15 protein-coding genes and 1 pseudogene are annotated in these 17,585 nt (G+C 67.6%); 7 read left to right on the top strand and 9 right to left on the bottom strand.

The features are described 5' to 3' along the window. Window positions 1-502 precede the first annotated feature (502 nt). From AB4Y99_RS17750 to AB4Y99_RS17740, 3 genes are read left to right on the top strand one after another with little or no spacing between them, the layout of a single operon-like run. Window positions 503-1,738, top strand: coding sequence for an ATP-grasp domain-containing protein (locus AB4Y99_RS17750; RefSeq protein ID WP_441524249.1), 1,236 nt, complete (start codon window positions 503-505; stop codon window positions 1,736-1,738). 2 nt (window positions 1,739-1,740) lie between these two features. Then, a complete protein-coding gene (locus tag AB4Y99_RS17745; protein ID WP_441524248.1) occupies window positions 1,741-2,940 on the top strand; it encodes an NAD(P)-binding domain-containing protein in 1,200 nt (399 codons plus the stop codon). After that, complete coding sequence (locus tag AB4Y99_RS17740; protein WP_441524247.1) at window positions 2,937-3,752, top strand: thioesterase domain-containing protein; 816 nt, start codon at window positions 2,937-2,939, stop codon at window positions 3,750-3,752. Before AB4Y99_RS17745 ends, AB4Y99_RS17740 begins: the two co-directional genes overlap by 4 nt. Window positions 3,753-3,943: 191 nt before the next feature. On the opposite strand, the gene AB4Y99_RS17735 is transcribed toward AB4Y99_RS17740, so the two are convergent. Together AB4Y99_RS17735 and AB4Y99_RS17730 are read right to left on the bottom strand one after the other, a co-directional pair. Then, window positions 3,944-4,546 (bottom strand): Na+/H+ antiporter NhaA, encoded by a 603-nt coding sequence (locus AB4Y99_RS17735; RefSeq protein WP_441524246.1) that lies wholly within the window; start codon window positions 4,544-4,546, stop codon window positions 3,944-3,946. A 100-nt stretch (window positions 4,547-4,646) separates the two neighbouring features. Then, a pseudogene (locus tag AB4Y99_RS17730) lies at window positions 4,647-5,633 on the bottom strand (Na+/H+ antiporter NhaA); the annotation flags it as partial. Between the two features lie 256 nt (window positions 5,634-5,889). On the opposite strand from AB4Y99_RS17730, the gene minC reads away from it, so the two are divergent. Genes minC through minE form a run of 3 tightly spaced genes read left to right on the top strand, consistent with a single transcriptional unit; the run spans window position 5,890 to window position 7,732 of the window. After that, a complete protein-coding gene (gene minC, locus AB4Y99_RS17725; protein ID WP_441524250.1) occupies window positions 5,890-6,624 on the top strand; it encodes a septum site-determining protein MinC in 735 nt (244 codons plus the stop codon). A 32-nt stretch (window positions 6,625-6,656) separates the two neighbouring features. After that, window positions 6,657-7,472 (top strand): septum site-determining protein MinD, encoded by an 816-nt coding sequence (gene minD, locus AB4Y99_RS17720; RefSeq protein WP_038363487.1) that lies wholly within the window; start codon window positions 6,657-6,659, stop codon window positions 7,470-7,472. Further along, entirely contained in the window at window positions 7,469-7,732 is a 264-nt protein-coding gene (minE, locus tag AB4Y99_RS17715) for a cell division topological specificity factor MinE (RefSeq protein WP_038363490.1), read from the top strand. The genes minD and minE overlap by 4 nt, the downstream gene beginning before the upstream one ends. A gap of 36 nt (window positions 7,733-7,768) precedes the next feature. Here minE and AB4Y99_RS17710 read toward each other — a convergent pair whose 3' ends face one another. The 7 genes from AB4Y99_RS17710 to pgi all read right to left on the bottom strand — a co-directional run bounded on the left by AB4Y99_RS17710 (window position 7,769) and on the right by pgi (window position 15,834). Then, entirely contained in the window at window positions 7,769-8,770 is a 1,002-nt protein-coding gene (locus tag AB4Y99_RS17710) for a 4-hydroxyproline epimerase (protein WP_441524245.1), read from the bottom strand. Window positions 8,771-8,782: 12 nt separating this feature from the next. After that, window positions 8,783-10,024 carry an NAD(P)/FAD-dependent oxidoreductase gene (locus AB4Y99_RS17705; protein ID WP_441524244.1) on the bottom strand — a complete coding sequence of 414 codons (1,242 nt, stop codon included), beginning with the start codon at window positions 10,022-10,024 and terminating at the stop codon, window positions 8,783-8,785. A gap of 16 nt (window positions 10,025-10,040) precedes the next feature. Next, the gene (locus AB4Y99_RS17700; RefSeq protein ID WP_441524243.1) at window positions 10,041-11,003 is read right to left on the bottom strand and encodes a dihydrodipicolinate synthase family protein; all 963 of its coding nucleotides are present in this window, start codon (window positions 11,001-11,003) and stop codon (window positions 10,041-10,043) included. A 115-nt stretch (window positions 11,004-11,118) separates the two neighbouring features. Further along, on the bottom strand, window positions 11,119-11,826 hold the full coding sequence (locus tag AB4Y99_RS17695; protein WP_441524242.1) for a GntR family transcriptional regulator: 708 nt from the start codon (window positions 11,824-11,826) through the stop codon (window positions 11,119-11,121). 92 nt (window positions 11,827-11,918) lie between these two features. Then, complete coding sequence (locus AB4Y99_RS17690) at window positions 11,919-12,944, bottom strand: phosphotransferase family protein (protein ID WP_441524241.1); 1,026 nt, start codon at window positions 12,942-12,944, stop codon at window positions 11,919-11,921. After that, complete coding sequence (locus AB4Y99_RS17685; protein WP_441524240.1) at window positions 12,941-14,152, bottom strand: acyl-CoA dehydrogenase family protein; 1,212 nt, start codon at window positions 14,150-14,152, stop codon at window positions 12,941-12,943. The genes AB4Y99_RS17690 and AB4Y99_RS17685 overlap by 4 nt, the downstream gene beginning before the upstream one ends. Before the next feature lie 41 nt (window positions 14,153-14,193). Then, complete coding sequence (gene pgi, locus AB4Y99_RS17680) at window positions 14,194-15,834, bottom strand: glucose-6-phosphate isomerase (RefSeq protein ID WP_441524239.1); 1,641 nt, start codon at window positions 15,832-15,834, stop codon at window positions 14,194-14,196. A 235-nt stretch (window positions 15,835-16,069) separates the two neighbouring features. Here pgi and AB4Y99_RS17675 point away from each other — a divergent pair. Beyond that, a partial coding sequence (locus tag AB4Y99_RS17675) for a 3-hydroxyacyl-CoA dehydrogenase NAD-binding domain-containing protein (protein ID WP_441524238.1) occupies window positions 16,070-17,585 on the top strand: 1,516 nt, incomplete at its 3' end.

Here is a 17,585-nt window from a genome sequence, read left to right as displayed (position 1 = left end):
GATCATCTATGTATATATTACTTAGCGATTCATGGGGATAAATGTATTTGTAATGTCAAAATCGAGAATCTGGGTTTGTATGAGATATTGATATTTATATTGCCTCGGTGATCGCGAGTGCCCTCGATTATGCCTGTGACTCTACCCCGATACGGATCCACAAAACGCAACCGGTTGCGCGTTTGAGCGGTTCGAAGATCTCCACTCTCGTCTCAATATCATTCCGGGATCGCTGCGTGTTTTCACGCCGCGCGTGCTGCGTCCACGCTCGCGCAATTGCGCCAAGACCTCCCGGACATCCCGACCCCACCAGGATTATTCCGAGAGCGGCGTGCCGTAACGGCATGTTGCCGCGTTTCTAGAGGCAGCTGTCCACTCGCGAAAGCGGTTTGCGACGGCCAGGAGGGCTTGCACTCGATCGAGGCCTGGCATGCAAGAACCCATTCTCAAACGGCCCGCCGTCCTGTTGGGATCGGCGTCCTCGGGAGGAACGATCGCGGCCGTGCGCCACCTCGCCGGCTACGGCATCGGCGCCAATGTCATCGTCGATCACCGCTTCTGCCCGGCCGGATGGTCGCGCTGCGCCGGGCGCCGCTATGCGGCGCCGGTCGAAAGCGACAGCATGCGCTATCTCGACCGGCTGCTCGCGATCGGCAAGTCCGATCCCGGGCAGGTGCTGCTGCCGACCTCCGACGAGCTGGTCTGGCTTTACAGCTCCAACGCGCCGCTCCTCGCGCGCTATTTCCGGCTGTACCAGCCGCCGATCGAGACGATCAGGCGCATCCTCGACAAGGCGCTGCTCGAACAGGCCGCAACGAGCGCCGGCGTTGCTGTCCTGCCGAGCTGGGACCCGCAGAACCTGGATGAGCTGGCCGAATGGGCGCCGCACCTTCCTTATCCGGTCCTGATCAAGCCGCGGACCCATGTCCATCGCCTGCGCAACGACAAGGGCGTCGTCGTGCATTCGGCGGAAGAGCTCATCGCGGAATATCCACGCTTCCTTGCCCGCGAGCGGTATCGCTTCGACGAAACGCCGCGGGAGCCCGGCTCGGTGCGGCCGGTGATCCAGAAATTCGTCGAGATCGGACGTGAAGGCGTGGTTTCCATCTCCGGCTTCATCGGACGCAGCGCGGATGTGTTCGTGACCCGGCGCTCGACCAAGATCCTCCAGCGGTCACGGCCGGTGGGGGTCGGCGTGTGCTACGAGTCGCGCCCGGCCGACCCCGCATTGTCGCAGGCTGTCCATCGCCTGTGCCGCGAGCTCGATTATTTCGGACTGTTCGAGGTCGAGTTCATCCTGCACGACGGCGCCTGGGCGATCATCGATTTCAATCCGCGCCTGTTCAACCAGATCGGCCTCGATCTGCGCCGCGGGCTACCTCTGCCGCTGCTGGCCTATCTGGACGCGCTCGGCGAAGCCGAAGCCCTTCGAAGCCTCGCGGCCGAGGCGCAAGATGAGAACCCGGCCGAGAAGGTCGTCTTCTGCGACAACTTCACCCTTCATGCGATCCTTCTGGCGCAGACGCTCTGCATGCGGGCGCGCCTCGGGGATCTCGCGCATTGGCGCAGCTGGGCGCGGCAGAACCGCGCGCATATGGTCCACTTCGCCTCCGATCCCAGCGACCCCATGCCGGGCATCGTGCATGTTCTGTCCGAGCTCTATCTCGGATTTCGGGCGGCGCCGCGGTTCGTGCGGACCATGCTTCCGTCTTCTCCCCTGGTCGCGCGCGGGCTGTGACGATGAGGAAGCAACTCGTGGCGATCATCGGCGGCGGACCTTACGGGCTCTCGCTTGCGAGCCATCTCGCGGCCCGCAATGTCCCGCACCGGATCTTCGGCCAGCCCATGGCCTTCTGGAGCCAGATCGCCCGCGCCGGGTCTCGCCGATATCTCAAATCCTATTGCTTCGGGACGAACATCTCGTCGCCGCAACCGGGCTCGACCTTCGCCGATTACAACGAGCCGCGAGGCCTGGAGACGTTCGAGCCTTGCTCCATCGCGAATTTCGCCGAATACGGTCTTTGGTTTCAGGAGCGGCATGTCGATTGGATCGAGCCAGTCGATGTCGCGAATGTCTCCCGGCGGGGACAGAGTTACCTCCTGACGCTCAGCAATGGTGACGCGGTCGAGGCATCGGATGTCATCGTCGCCACGGGGCTGGCGAATTTCGCGAAGATGCCGCACGCGCTGCGAGCACTGCCCGGTGCCCTCGCCACGCACACCGCCAGGGTCGAGAGCTTCGCTGCTTTCCAGGGCCTCGAGGTCGCCGTCATCGGCTCCGGCCAGTCCTCCCTCGAAGCGGCCGCGCTGCTCCACGAAGCCGGTGCGTCGCCGCGCTTGCTGATCCGCAAGCCATCCACTCTTTGGATGACCCGCGGGAGCCGCACGCCGACGCTCTGGCAGCGGGTCCGCTGGCCGGTCTCGGCGCTGGGCGGCAGTCCGAAAGCATGGGCCCTGACGCAGTTTCCCGGCGCGTTCCATCGGCTGCCGGCCTGCGGGCGCGCGCTCTTCCTCAGGAATTTCCTGCCGCCCGAGGGAGCATGGTGGCTGCGCGAGCGGGTCGAGGCGCTCGTGCCGGTCGAATACGATACCAGCGTGGTCGCGGGRCAGGCGATCGGCAATCGCGTGTCGCTGCGCTTGCGGGGTGCGGACAAACAGGATCGCGAATTGCTCGTCGACCGGGTGATCGCTGGCACCGGCTACGAGGTGAATGTCGAGCGCATCCCGTTTCTGGCGCCCGAATTGCGCAGCGCCATTGCCCGGCAAGGCTGCGCGCCACGGCTCGATGCATCCTTCCAGTCTTCCGTCCGGGGGCTGCGCTTCGCCGGTCCGGCATCGTCGATGAGCTTCGGCCCGGTGTTCCGCTTCGTCGCCGGGGCCGAGTACACCGCGCGCACGATCGCGGCGGCCTTGTCCCGAACGGCCATGGCCTGCACATGAACGCCGCGGGCCTGCCGCTCATCGTCCTGCCGGGCGCGAGCGGCCACGCGCCGGATTGCGCACCATTCTGTGCCGAGCCGTCGGACCGGGATCGCGTCATCGCGTTGCGCTATCCAGGCTGGCGGAATTCCGTCGATGCCGACCTCACCGGAGAGGCCTTGGTCGATGCTTTCGCGGCGGAGATCATGGATCGCGTCCCGCAGATGCCGGTCGTTCTGCTCGGCGTCTCGATCGGCGGCCATTTCGCCTATGCGACCGCGCTCCGTCTCGAGAGCCTCGGGCGCACCGTCGCGGGTTTGTGCATCATCGATTCYGGGAGCATCACGGCGGCACGATCGGCGCAGTGGAAGGCGCGCCTCGCCTCCCACGCGGCCGATCTTCTGCGGCGCGGGCGCCCGGGCGCACTGGTGCTTCACGCCCGGCATCTCGCCTGGCGCGGCCTGTTTCGCCTCGCCGGAGATGGATTGCCCGTGCTCGCGCGCGAGCACGCCGCGCCGCTTCATCGGATCGGCACGATCGATCCGGCATTCGCGGAAGAGCTGAGCATGCGGCTCCGGATCCGCATGACCGCGGCATGGATGCGCAACCTCGACGATCGCACCACGTCTCTGCACGCGCCGGCGGCTCTGCTGCGTACTGCCGCGACGGCGGCGAATGACGGTCTTTGGCGCAAGCGTTGCCCCGAGCTTCGCATCATCGATCTTCCCGGCAACCATGAGACGCTGTTCGAGGCCGAGAACGCCGCCGCGTTGCGCGCCGCCTTTCTCGCGGCGACCGCGGAGTGGAACGACGCCGATCACGCACTTCATTGATGCGTCGGAGTTGGGGTATCGCAGTCGTTTATAGAAATATTGGCGTGTATTTATCTATAATACCGAAATTATACTTAGAATTTACGAGCTCATGATTTCCCTGAGGTCGCTGTGGGCGACGATTCGTGAGAATTATGCGCGATAACGCATGGATATAGTTTCGTTATCGTATCCGATGGGCGCGCGGCGATCTACGCCGCCCGGTCCGCGAATCTTCGCGCGGCGGCCGCGAGCAGGCCAGCTCCCAGCAAGGCCGAAGCGATCGAGGCCGCAAAGACCGCGATCTTGGCTGCGGCGAAGTCGCCCGGATCGGCAAAGGCCTGGCCGGCGATGAAGAGCGACATGGTGAAGCCGATGCCGGCGAGCGCGCTTGCTCCGGCGAGCTGGAGCCAGGAATATTCGGCGGGCTTGAGCGCGACGCCGAGGCGGACGGCGAGGGCGGCGGCTCCGAGCATGCCGAGCGGCTTGCCGAGGACCAGCCCAGCCGCGATCGCGAGCACCAGCATCCCGCGTCCCTCGAGGACGTCCGGCGCGATGACGACGCCGGCATTGGCCAGGGCGAAGAGCGGCAGGACGAGATAGCTCGACCGGGCGCCGGCGTGGCGCAGCAGCCGGTCGGCCGGCGATTCCAGACGGTCATGGATCGCGTCGAGCGCGCGCAGGGCGGGGGTCGATGGGCCGTGCCGCAGCACCTCGCCGCCATGGGCCGCTTCGCCCAGCATGATCGAGTTGGCCTGCGCCGTGAGGGCGGCGAGATTGGCCGGCGGCCGGGTCGGGATGAACAGCGCCAGCACGACGCCGGCGAGCGTCGCGTGCAGCCCCCCGGCATGGACGCGCCCCGATGTCGTCGACGATGGCGGCGGCGGTGAGGAAGATGCGCAGCTCGATAGGCACCCGCGAGCCCATCATGACGATGATGGCGATGGCGAAGGCGGTGTCGGTCGCCATCGGCACGCCCCAGCCATGGGACCAGGGCCCGCCTGGCAGGACGAGGATGTATAGCAGTGCCGGGACGACCATGCCGCCGATCGCGCCGGCGATGGGGAGCGCGGCGGAACGCCGTCCGGCGAGATGGCCGACGGTGAACTCGCGCTTGATCTCCAGGCCGACGACCAGGAAGAAGATCGTGAGCAGGCCGTCATTCACCCAGTGCTGGAGCGACATGCCGAAGCGGGCATCGCCGAAAGAGAGCGCCGCCTCGCGATGCCAGAAGGCCTCGAAGCCCGGCCCCAGCGGCGAATTCGTCAGTGCGATGGCGAGGACGGTTGCGAGCAGCAGCAGGATGCCGGCCGAAGGGCCCCAGCTCGCGAAATCGAGCGCGGCGGTGCGGAAGCGATGGCCGAGCGTCCCCAGCATCGCATCGAGGAAGGAACTCTCGTCCCAGGGGCCGTCATAGCGGCGCTCGTTGATGAAGAATGTCGGGGTGAAGCGCACGCCGCTGGCATGGGAGCTCTCGATGTCGGATTCGACGCGGGCGGCGGCCTGCTGCGCCTCCTGCGCGGCTTGATCGGGAGCCTGCTCGGCGAGGCCGAGATCGCGGGCGACCGCCTCGAGATCGTCCTCGGTCAGCACCTGAGAGCGCGTCATCAGCTTGACGTGCGCGTCCCAGAACTGCTCGGCGGTCCGCGCGCGTTCGACGAGCTCTGCGGCGCGCAGCGCGATGTCGCTATCGGTCAGCGGCCGGTGACGGAAGACATAGCGCACGCGTTCGCCGAGCTGGTCGCGGATCTCGGCGATGCGCTCATTGGCGGCCCGGCAATGGGGGCAGGCGTAGCTGCCATATTCGACGAGCGTGATCTGCGCGCGGCCGGGGCCGAGGACGTGATCGGCTGCATCGTCGACCGGGCGGTCCAGACGGTTGGCAATCGCGGCCTGCGACATTCCTGTGATTCCCTGTTTCCCGGCGGAACGCTCGACGAGACACCAGCATCGGCTTTCCGAGGCAAGCGGCTTCCCGGCCATGGTAGCCGCAGCATCCGGCCCACGTCAGCACCGGGTGTCGCAGATGCGCGATGCCGGCCGGATCGAGCCGATGTGCGCTGTGGAGAGAATGTGGACTCCCGCTGGCTGCGCCGGGGCGATTTACACTCCGTTAACCATTCCCTCGATACACCGAAGCAACCGAAAATTTACCAAGATGACCGACGTGTTAACTCAACCCCGGCCTATCCGCCTCAAGGGGCGGTCCTATCTCGCGCTGACGCTGACCCCGGAGCAGCCCTTCGAGGACTGGCTGGCGCGGCTCGACGATCTGGCCTCCCGCTCCGCCGGCTTCTTCCTGCGGCGACCCGTGGTGCTCGACGTTTCCGGCCTGGAGATCGACCGCGCTGAGTTGCGGGAGCTCGTCGGCAAGCTCGGCACACGGCAGGTGCGGATCATGGGGATCGAGGGCGCGTCCCCGTCGCTGCTCGGCTCGGACCTGCCGCCGGCCATGGCCGATGGGCGCCCCACCTCGGATTTCGAGGCCCCGGTCGCAGCCGAGAGTCCCAAGGCCGATGCCGTCGCCAGCAGCGAGCCGGCCGCGCCGCAGCCGCCGAAAACCGTGCCGTCCATTATCGTCACGCAGCCGGTGCGCTCGGGGCAGTCGCTGGTCTTCCTGGAAGGCGACGTGACCGTCATTGGCTCGGTCGCATCGGGAGCGGAGATCGTCGCGGGCGGCTCGGTCCATGTCTACGGGACCCTGCGCGGACGGGCGATGGCGGGCACGATGGGCAACGGCGCGGCACGCATCTTCTGCCGCAAGCTCGAGGCGGAGCTGMTCGCSATCGACGGCTWCTACAAGACGGCSGAGGACATGGAGCCCGGGCTCCGCGGCAAATCCGTCCAGATCTGGCTCGAGAACGAAGCGTTCAAGGTCGAAGCGCTCGCCTGAGCCGCAGGCATCAACATTCAAAGGAGCGGTCAATGGGCAAGGTCATCGTGGTCACATCGGGCAAGGGCGGCGTCGGTAAGACGACCTCCTCCGCCGCGCTGGGCGCTGCACTCGCACAGGGCGGCGAGAAGGTCGTCGTGATCGATTTCGACGTCGGCCTGCGCAATCTCGACCTCGTCATGGGCGCCGAAAGGCGCGTGGTCTACGACATCGTCAACGTCATCCAGGGCGAGGCCAAGCTGACGCAGGCGCTGATCCGCGACAAACGGGTCGAGACGCTCTATCTGCTGCCGGCCTCGCAGACGCGCGACAAGGACAATCTGACGGCCGAGGGCGTCGCGGCGGTGATCGGCGCACTGAAGCAGAGCTTCGACTGGGTCATCTGCGACAGCCCGGCCGGCATCGAGCGCGGGGCGACGCTGGCCATGCGCCATGCGGACATCGCTATCGTCGTGACCAATCCGGAAGTCTCCTCGGTGCGCGATTCCGACCGCATCATCGGCCTGCTCGACTCCAAGACGCTGAGGGCCGAGAACGGCGAGCGCGTCGAGAAGCACCTGCTGCTCACCCGCTACGACCCCGCCCGCGCGGAGCGCGGCGACATGCTGAAGGTGGACGACGTCCTCGAGATCCTGTCGATCCCGCTGCTGGGCATCATCCCGGAGAGCATGGACGTGCTGCGCGCCTCCAATATCGGCTCGCCCGTCACGCTTGCAGACGACCGCAGCGCGCCGGCGATCGCCTATTTCGAGGCCGTGCGCCGGCTTAAGGGCGAAAGCCTCCCGGTCGCGATCCCCGGCGAGAAGCGAGGCTTCTTCGGCAAGTTCTTCGGAAGGAAAGCGGCATGAATCTGCTCCGCCTTTTCTCCCGCTCGCCATCGGCTCCGGCAGCCCGCGAGCGACTGCAGGTCCTGCTGGCGCATGAGCGCGCCGCCGTCGGCGATTCCGACCTCGTCACCAAGCTGCGCGACGAAATCCTGCGCGCCATCTCGAAGCACATGCAGGTCGATGACGAGAAGGTCACCGTCAGGATGGAGCGCGGCGCCCAGGTCTCGACGCTGGCCGTCGACATCGAGATCCCGTTCGACGCGGGTAAGAAGGCGGCCTGAGGGCCGCCTTTCGCGCATCGCGCTGCGCGGCCGTTTTCAGGCGACGACGAAGCCGTGAGCGAAGGGGTCGCGGTCGTCGATGAAGATGGTGTTGTAGCCGGTCATCCGGGCCCAACCGGCGACGGAGGGGATGATGGCCTCGCGGTTCGCTACCGTCGCCGCCGCCTCGACGCGGCCCTTGAACAGCGATCCGATGATCGATTCGTGCACGAACTCGTCGCCGACCTTGAGCTTTCCCTTGGCGGCGAGCTGCGCCATGCGSGCCGAGGTGCCGGTGCCGCAGGGCGARCGGTCGATCGCCTTCTCGCCGTAGAACACGGCRTTGCGSGCRTGSGCTTCSGGCTTSGTCGSCTKGCCSGTCCACWGGATATGGCGGAGGCCSSTGATCTCGGGGTGTTCCGGGTGGACGAACTCGTATTTGGCGTTGAGCGCGGCGCGCAGCCTCGGTGACCAGCCGACCAACTCGCCGGCGGTGTGGTCGGCGATGTCGCGGAAGTTCTTCTGCGGATCGACGATGGCGTAGAAATTGCCGCCATAGGCGAYRTCGACGACGATCTCGCCGAGSCCTTCGACATCCACGGTCAGTCCCTCGGCATGGAGGAAGCCCGGCACATTGGTCAGGCGGACTTCCTCGACGAAGCGGCCCTCCTGGCGATAGCTGATATCGACCTTGCCGGCAGGGGCGTCGATCGAGAGCCTGCCCGGCTCGCGCGGAGTGATCAGCCCGTTCTCGATGCCCATGGTGATCGTGCCGATGGTGCCGTGGCCGCACATCGGCAGGCAGCCCGAGGTTTCGATGAAGAGCACGGCGACGTCGCAATCGGGCCGGGTCGGCGGGTAGAGGATCGAGCCCGACATCATGTCGTGGCCGCGCGGCTCGAACATCAGGCCGGTGCGGATCCAGTCGAATTCGCGCATGAAATGGGCGCGCTTCTCGAGCATGTTCGCGCCTTCCAGCAGCGGGCCGCCGCCGGAAACGAGGCGCACCGGATTGCCGCAGGTATGGCCGTCGATGCAGGAGAAGGTATGGCTGGCCATGGGATACGCCTCTCAGAAGCGCTGCGGGGAGAAGGGGGTGATGTCGACGGCGGTTGGCCGGTCTGTCAACAGGTCAGCGACGAGCCGGGCGGTGCCGGCCGATTGCGTCAGGCCGAGATGGCCATGGCCGAAGGCATAGATCACACGGGCTGAGGCCCGCGCCCGSCCGATCGCCGGCAGGCTGTCSGGCAGCGAGGGRCGRAAGCCCATCCATTGCACACCGCCCTCGGGGTTGAGGCCCGGCAGGAAGGTTCGGGCCTTGGCCAGCATCGCCTCTGAACGGCGGAAATTCGGCGGCAAATCCAATCCGCCGAGCTCGACGGCACCGCCGACGCGGATGCCGGTCGAAAGCCGGGAGACGACGAAGCCGTGGCCGCCGAAGGTGATCTGCGTGCGCAGGTCGAAGGCGCCGGAGGGCAGGGTGGTGTTGTAGCCGCGCTCGGTTTCGAGCGGGATGCGCTCGCCGAGGCTGCGGGCGATGCGGTGGGAGAAGGCGCCGGCGGCGAGGACGACCTTCGCGGCCTGACGGGAGGCACCGTCACGGGCGCGGAGTTCGATGCCGTCGCCCTGCGGCGCCAGAGCCACGACGTCCAGCCGCTCGATCGTGCCGCCCTTGCGCTGGAAATGCTCGGCGAGCGCGAGCGTGTAGAGCTTGGGATCGGCGATCGAATACCAGCCCGGCGTGAAGGTGCCGTGGCTAAAGCGCGGTGCGAGGCCGGGCTGGATGTCGGCCATGCCGGCGGCATCGAGATGGTGGAATTCGATGCCGTGCGCCTCGCGGGCGCGCCAGCCGGGGAGGGAGGCCTTGAGCTCGGCTTCACCCTCATAGACCTGGAGATTGCCGTCCTTGCGCAGCATGTCGAGCGTGCCGCTCTCGCGCAGGAAGGCTTCGAGCTCGGCTTTGGACAGGTCCATCAACGCGGTCTGCGCGGCGGTGGAATGCGCGACGCGGGCGGGCGCGCAGGCTCGCCAGAAGCGGAACATCCAGGGTGCGATCCGCAGCGCATAGGCCGGGGGCACCGAGAGTGGCCCGAGCGGGTCGAGCAGCCATTGCGGCGCCTTGCGCAGAATGCCGGGCGAGGCGAGCGGCAGGATGTCGGTGAAGGCGAAGGCGCCGGCATTGCCGGCCGAGGCGCCTGCCGCCGGTCCCTCGCGATCCAGCACGACGACGGAGAGGCCGCGCCCCTGCGCCGCGATCGCGGCAGAGAGGCCGACCACGCCGGCGCCTATGACGATGACATCGGGAGCGGCCATCGGGTGGGCGCTGCCGTCAGGCGGCGTGCTTCCGCGCGGCGCCCGGCTGCTTCGACCAATCCGCGTACCAGGCGTCGAAGAGCTTGAGCTGCGTCTCGGCATAGCCGCGCTGGCTGTCGCTCAACGCATCGGTTTCGTTGAAGTGCAGCGCGTATTCCGCATCGCCCTTCAGCACCATCATGTGCTTGAAGAAAAGGACGAGGTCCGGGCCTTCGTCGAAAGAGGAGAGCACGGTCAGCGCCTGCTCCAGCTCCAGCGCGAGCCGGCGCGCCTCGGCATCGCCCTTGGCGGCGGCTTCGGACAGCTTGCAGAGATGGATCACCTCTTTCGGCAGCACATTGCCGATGCCGGTGATCGCGCCGGTGGCGCCGCAGTTCACATAGCCGTGGAAGACGGCGGTATCGACGCCGATCATCAGCGAGACGCCGTCATCGCGGCTGGTGATGTTCTCGGCCGCGTAGCGCATGTCGGCCGGGCCGCCGAATTCCTTGAAGYCGACGAGGTTGGGATGCTCGGCGCGGAGCGCAAAGAACAGCTCGGCGCGGGTGGCGAAGCCGTAATAGGGGCTGTTGTAGATCACCGCCGGCAGGTCGGGGGCAGCGGTGAGGATCGCCTTGAAGTGAGCCTTTTGGGCGGCGATGACCGAACCGCGCGAGAGCACGCGCGGGATCACCATCAGGCCCTGGGCGCCGACCTTCTGGGCATGGGCGGCATGGGCGACGGCGGAGGCGGTGTTGACCGCGCCGGTGCCGACGATGACCGGGATGCCGGCCTTCACCAGACGCTCGACGCCTTCCATGCGCTGGGCGTCGGTGAGCAGGGGCCAATCACCCATCGAGCCGCAATAGACCACCGCGGACATGCCCGCGGCGATGAGCTCCTTGCCCTTGCGCACCAGCGCGTCGAAATCGGGCGTGCGGTCCGCCTTGCAGGGCGTCATCAGCGCGGGGATCACGCCGGAGAAAATCTTGGCCTTCATCTCGATCTCCTTCTGGCTGCCGGTCGGCGGAGGCTCGCGCCGAGTCGGGGCGCCTCTCCATGCCCCTTCCTAGCATCTTGCATATTATTTGTCGACAAGAATTCGGGCGAGCGTTCTAGAGCGGGATTTCGAGTCGTTTCTCGCCGACCATAAGCTTCTGAATTTGCTCGACGATCTGCTCGGCATGGGCCTTGCCGAGACGCTCCGCCGCTGCCGTGTCGCGCGCGACGATCGCGGCGATCATCGCCTCGTGCTCATCGACAAATTGCTGCGGCAGCCGGTCGTCATAGGATTGGTAGTAGAGCCTGAGGAAGCGGCGGCCCTCGTCGAGGAGGCGGCTGAACAGGCTGTTGAAATAGGGGTTGCGGCCGGCTTCCGCGATCGCGGCATGGAAGGCGGCGTTGGTCGCGATCATCGCCAGCGCATCCTGTGCCGCGACGGCGGCGGCGAACTCAGCCTGCCGGGCGCGGATCGCCTCGAGATCGGCGGGCCGGTGGTTCTGGGCGGCGAGCTGGGTCGTGACCCGATACATCAGCGTCAGCGCGTCGAAGAAGGGCGCCATGTTGAGGAAGTCGAGATTTGCCACCATGGTCGAGCGGTTCGGCAGCGTGTCGATCAATCCTTCGCCGGCCAGCCGCACCAGCGCCTCGCGGATCGGCGTGCGCGACATCTGGAAGCGCTCGGCGAGCTGCACCTCGTCGATCGGGCTGCCCGGCGGCAGGACGAGGTCGAGGATCTCGTCGCGCAGCAGGTCGTAGACGACTTTGACGCCCGAGCCGCGCTTGCGCTCCGGGGCGGGGGCTGATGTCTTCGTCGCGCTCATCCACAGTCCTCTTGCGGGCCCTCTTGTCGACAAGAGGCATAGGGGTGGGATGGCGGCGGATCAATCGGCGCGGCGAGGGCATCGGACCCTGCTCACAGGGCGAGGCCCGCCGCATGCCGGGCAAAGGCGGCGGCGAGGCGCCCGGTTTCGGCGGCGTTGTCGGCGGAAGCGTTGCCGGCCCGGGCGCGCGCCGCGATGCCCTCGAAGATCACGGCCCAGCGGAACAGGGCGAAGGCGAGGTGGAAGGGCTGCAGCGTCTGGCCGTGGCGGGCTTCGGCCGCATAGAGGGAGGTGAAACCAGCGAGATCGGGCAGGCCGAGCGCTGCAAGATCGAGCCCTTCGATGCCGCCATACTCGTCCGGCCGCGACAGCCAGGCGATGGCGGAATGGGCGAGGTCGGCGAGCGGGTGGCCGAGCGTCGAGAGTTCCCAGTCGAGCAGGGCGACGATGCGCGGTTCGGTCGGATGGAACATGGCGTTGCCGATGCGGTAGTCGCCATGGACGAGGCTGACGGTCTCGTCGGCCGGGATATGCTCCGGCAGCCAGGCTCGGAGCCTGTCGATATGGGCGTCGTAGCGGCTGCGCGACAATTCCCATTGCCGGCCCCAGCGCGCGACCTGGCGGGCGAAGTAATTGCCGGGCTTGCCGTAATCGGCGAGACCCACCGCCGCGACATCGACATTGTGCAGCGCCGCCAGCGTGGTCGCGAGCGAGGCGTACATGGCGCTGCGCTCTGCGGGGGAAAGGCCGGGCAAAGTGCAGTCGTGGAAGACGCGGCCCTCGACCTTCTCCATCAGGTAGAAGGGCGTGCCGAGGATGGTGCGATCGTCGCAATAGAGCAGGGCCGGCGGCACCGGCACATCGGTTTGGGCGAGCGCGCTGATCACGCGATATTCGCGGTCGATGGCGTGAGCTGAAGGCAGAAGATCGCCCGGCGGCTGCTTGCGCAGCACCAGCGCGCGCTCGTCATAGGTGACGAAGAAGGTCGGGTTGGATTGGCCGCCGCTGATCTGTTGCAGCCGCATGGGGCCGGACAGCCCCTCCACGGCACCGCGCAGGAAGCGGTCGAGGATGGCGGCGTCGAAGCCGGGATCTGGCTGTCCGGCGGGAGCGGTCATGCGCCAGCGACCGGCCAACGCCAGAAGGCGTCGCCTTCCTTGTCGAGGAAGCGATTGAGGACCATCTGGTGGACCTCGTCGGCGCCGTCGACCAGCCGTGCCTGGCGGGCGTAGCGGTAGATCCATTCGAGGACGGTGTCCTTGGAATAGCCGCGCGCGCCGTTGATCTGGATCGCCATGTCTGCTGCTTCGTGCAGCGTGTTGGCGGCCTGAACCTTGGCCATCGAGACCTCCTTGCGCGCCTGCCCGCCACGGTCGAGCTCCCAGGCCGCCTTCATCACCAGGAGGCGGCCGATCTCGATCGCCATGGCGGTGCGGCCGAGCTTGAGCTGGATGCTTTCACGGTCGGCGAGGCGGATGCCGAAGCCCTCGCGCGTCGCGGCATAGGCGCGGGCGATCTCGACGCTGCGCTTGGCGAGGCCGAGCCAGCGCATGCAATGGGTCAGGCGGGCGGGGCCGAGCCGGATCTGCGTGACCTTGAAGCCGTCGCCCTCGCCCATCAGCACGTCCTCGGCCGGGACGCGCAGACCGTCGAAGGCGATCTCGCAATGGCCGCCATGCTCTTCGGGCCCCATGATCGGGATGCGGCGGACGATCTCCCAGCCCGGCTGGTCGCGGTGGAAGAGGAGGGCGGTCAGGCCGCGGCGCGGATCGTTGGAGGTGCGGGCGATCACGATGAGATGCGCCGCCTCTTCCGCGCCGGTGATGAACCATTTGCGGCCGTAGAGCTTCCAGGAGCCATCGGCCTGCTTCTCGGCGCGGGTGCGGATCATGGTCGGGTCGGAGCCGCCGCCGGGATGCGGCTCGGTCATGGCGAAGGCGGAGCGGACCTCGCCGGCCACGATCGGCGCGAGCCAGCGGCGCTTCTGGTCCGGCGTCGCCACCGCCTCCAGAACCATCATGTTGCCGTCGTCGGGCGCGGCCGAGTTGAACACGACCGGGCCGAAGATCGAGCGGTTCATTTCCTCGTAGCAGACCGCCATGCCGACGCGCCCGACACCGAGCCCACCCGTCTCCGGCTTGAGCTGAAGGCACCAGAGCCCGGCTGCGCGGGCTTTCGCCCGCAGTTCCGCCAGCGCCGGCAAGGCGATGTTCTCATGCGCGTCCCAGCTCGCGGGATCGGCCTCGCGCGGGATGATCTCGCTCTCGACGAAGGCCGCGATCCGCTGCCTCAGATCCTCGAGCTCCGGTGAAATCGTGAAATCCATCGTCGGTCCAGGCTGATGAGGGAGGGAGAGGCGGCAGGCCGCTAGGCGCTCTTGCCAGCCGTGAGATAGGCGGCGAGGCCCGCGGTCGAGGAATCATGGCTGGCGCCGGGCGCCTTGCCCTCGATCACCGGCAGCAGCGCCGTCGCCAGCTCCTTGCCGAGTTCGACGCCCCATTGGTCGAAGGCGTTGATGTCCCAGATCGCCGCCTCGACGAAGACGCGGTGCTCGAACAGCGCGACGATCCGGCCGAGCGCGAAGGGATCGAGCTTGCGATAGGCGATGGTCAGCGAGGGGCGATTGCCGGGGAAGACCATATGCGGGGCGAGCGCTTCCAGTTTTTCGGGCGCAAGCCCCCGTTTGGCGAGTTGCGCCTTCGTCTCGTCGAGCGTGCGACCCTTCATCAGGGCCTCGCTCTGGGCGAGACAATTGGCGATCAGCAGGCGCTGATGGTGGGCGAGATCGGGATGATGGCCCTCGGCCGCGATCAGGAACTCGCAAGGCACGACGTCGGTGCCCTGATGGATGAGCTGGTAGAAGGCGTGCTGGCCGTTGGTGCCGGGCTCGCCCCAGACCACGGGGCCGGTCGGCCGCTCGACCGGCGTGCCGTCCTTGCGCACGCGCTTGCCGTTCGATTCCATGTCGAGCTGCTGGAGATAGGCCGGCAGCCGGACGAGGTGCTGGTCGTAAGGCAGGATGGCGCGGGAGGGATAGCCGCAGACATCGCGATGCCACAGGCCGATCAGGCCCATGAGGACAGGCAGGTTCTTGTCGAGCGGCGCGGTGCGGAAATGCTCGTCGATCGCATGGGCGCCGGCGAGGAAGGCGCGGAAGTTCTCCGACCCGATCGCGATCATCACCGGCAGGCCGATCGCCGACCAGACCGAATAGCGGCCGCCGACCCAGTCCCAGAAGCCGAAGACGCGTTCCGGCTGGATGCCGAAGGCGGCGACCTTGTCGAGTGCGGTCGAGACCGCGGCGAAATGGGCGCCGACCGCCGCCTCGCCGAGCGCGCCGGCCAGCCATTTGCGCGCGGTGGCGGCGTTGGTCATGGTCTCGACGGTGGTGAAGGTCTTGGACGCCACGATCACCAGCGTCCGCGCTGGATCGAGCTTCGCGATCGTGTCGGCGATATGGGCGCCGTCGACATTGGAGACGTAGTGCAGGCGCGGGCCGTCATGATAGGGCGCCAGCGCCGCCGTCGCCATCACCGGCCCGAGATCGGAGCCGCCAATGCCGATGTTCACGACATCGGTGAAGCGCCCGCCATCGGCGGCGGCGATGCTGCCGTCGCGCACGCCCTCGGCGAAGGCGAAGAGACGGTCCAGCGTCGCGCGCACCTCGGGCATCACGTCGATGCCGTCGACCAGGATCGGGCGGTCCGACAGGTTGCGCAGCGCGACATGCAGCACGGCGCGGTTTTCCGTGGTGTTGATGGCGGTGCCGGCGAACATGGCGTCGCGCTTGGCCTCGACCTCCGCGGTCTGCGCGAGCTTCAGGAGAAGAGCCAAGGCGTCCGGGGTGACCGAGGTCTTGGAATAGTCCAGCAGCAGATCGTCGAGCCGGGTCGAGAAGGCGGCGAAGCGCTCAGCGTCCTCGGCGAAAAAAGCGCGCAGATGGCGTCCTTTCGTCGCGTCGCGGCAGGTCGCCAACGCGCTCCAGATCTCTTCCAACCGCTTCGGCATAGTCGATGCTCCGTTCGTCATGCGCAGGACCATACGACAAGAGCGGCCCGTGCCGACACCTCGACTTGCAACCTTGCCATGCATGGCGGTTTCCGGTCGGCTTCCGCAGCGTGCCCCGCATGCGCCCGGCCGCAAAAAAATCTGCTGACCGGCAACCGAGATCGGTTATTCCTCGGTGTCGTTCGGGGCGGCTGGGCAGCCGGCCGCCACGGATGCCTCAACCGGAGCCGCCGCCTTGAATCCTGTCGCCTTCTCCCGCAACGCGGCGGTTGCCGTCATCACGCTCGACAGTCCTCCGGTGAACGCGCTCGGCGCGGCGGTCCGGGCAGGGCTGGTCGAGGCGATCGGGCGAGCCAATGCGGATGAGGCGGTCAGCGCGATCGTGATCGCGGCGGCGGGCAAGGCCTTCATCGCCGGCGCGGATATCAGCGAGTTCGGCAAGCCGCCGGTGCCGCCTTTCCTGCCCGATGTGCTCGACACGATCGAGCGTTCGCCGAAGCCGGTCGTTGCCGCGATCCAGGGCGTGGCGCTCGGCGGCGGGCTCGAGGTCGCGCTCGCCTGCCATGCTCGGGTCGCCCTGCCGTCAGCGCAGCTCGGCCTGCCCGAAATCAAGCTCGGCCTCATTCCCGGCGCGGGTGGCACGCAGCGCCTGCCGCGGCTGATCGGCGCGGCAAAGGCGTTTCCGATGATGCTCTCGGGCGACCCGATCCCGGCGGGGCGCGGGCTCGAATGGGGGCTGCTCGACGAGGTGGTGTCGAGCGATCTCCTCGCCACGGCGATCCGCGTCGCCGAAGGGCTCGCCGGGGAGGGGCGCCGCCCCGTCACCAGCGCTGCCGTCGACAAGCTCACCGAAGCCGACCGCGCCGCTTTCGAGGTTCAGGCGAAAGACGCGCTGCGCAAGGCGGGCGAGATGCCGAATGTGCCGGCGCTGGTCGAGGCGGTCCGCAACGTCTTCCTGCTGCCGTTCGAGGAGGGATTGGCGGCCGAGCGCAAGCTGTTCCTCGCGCTCGTTGACGACCCGCGCTCGAAGGCTCTGCGCCATGTCTTCTTCGCCGAGCGCGAGATCGCGAAGGTGCCGGGCATCGGGCCCGAGGTGAAGCCGCGCCCCATCGCCAGCGCCGCCGTGATCGGCGCGGGCACGATGGGCGGCGGCATCGCCATGTGCTTCGCCAATGCCGGCATCCCGGTGACGCTGATCGAGACGGCGCAGGCACCGCTCGACAACGGCGTGAACCGCATCGCCGCGATCTACGATATCTCCGTCCAGCGCGGTTCGCTGACGCCGGAGGCGCGGGCGGCGCGGCTGGCGCTGATCAAGCCCGTGGTCGGTCTCGCCGGGGCGGCTGGAGCCGATATCGTGGTCGAGGCGGCTTTCGAGGAGATGGGCGTCAAGCAGCAGATCTTCGGCGAGCTCGACAAGGTGGCCAAGCCCGGCGCGATCCTGGCCAGCAACACCTCCTATCTCGACGTGCCCACGATCGCGGCCGCGACGAAACGCCCGCAGGACGTGCTCGGCATGCATTTCTTCAGCCCGGCCAATGTAATGAAGCTGCTCGAAGTGGTCAGGCCGAAGGGCGTGGCGGACGATGCGATCGCGACTGCCGTCGCGCTCGGGCGCAAGCTCGGCAAGGTGCCTGTCGTCGTCGGAAACGGCTTCGGCTTCGTCGGCAACCGGATGCTGGAGCAGCGCACGCGCGCGGCCGAGCGTTTGCTCGTCGCGGGCGCGTTGCCCTACGAGGTCGACCAGGCGC

Origin of the sequence: Allobosea sp. TAB14 (genome assembly GCF_052113865.1) — a bacterium.
Classification (GTDB): domain Bacteria; phylum Pseudomonadota; class Alphaproteobacteria; order Rhizobiales; family Beijerinckiaceae; genus Allobosea; species Allobosea spartocytisi.
Note: the sequence above shows the minus strand (reverse complement) of the source record. Positions and strands in the feature narration are given on the sequence as shown.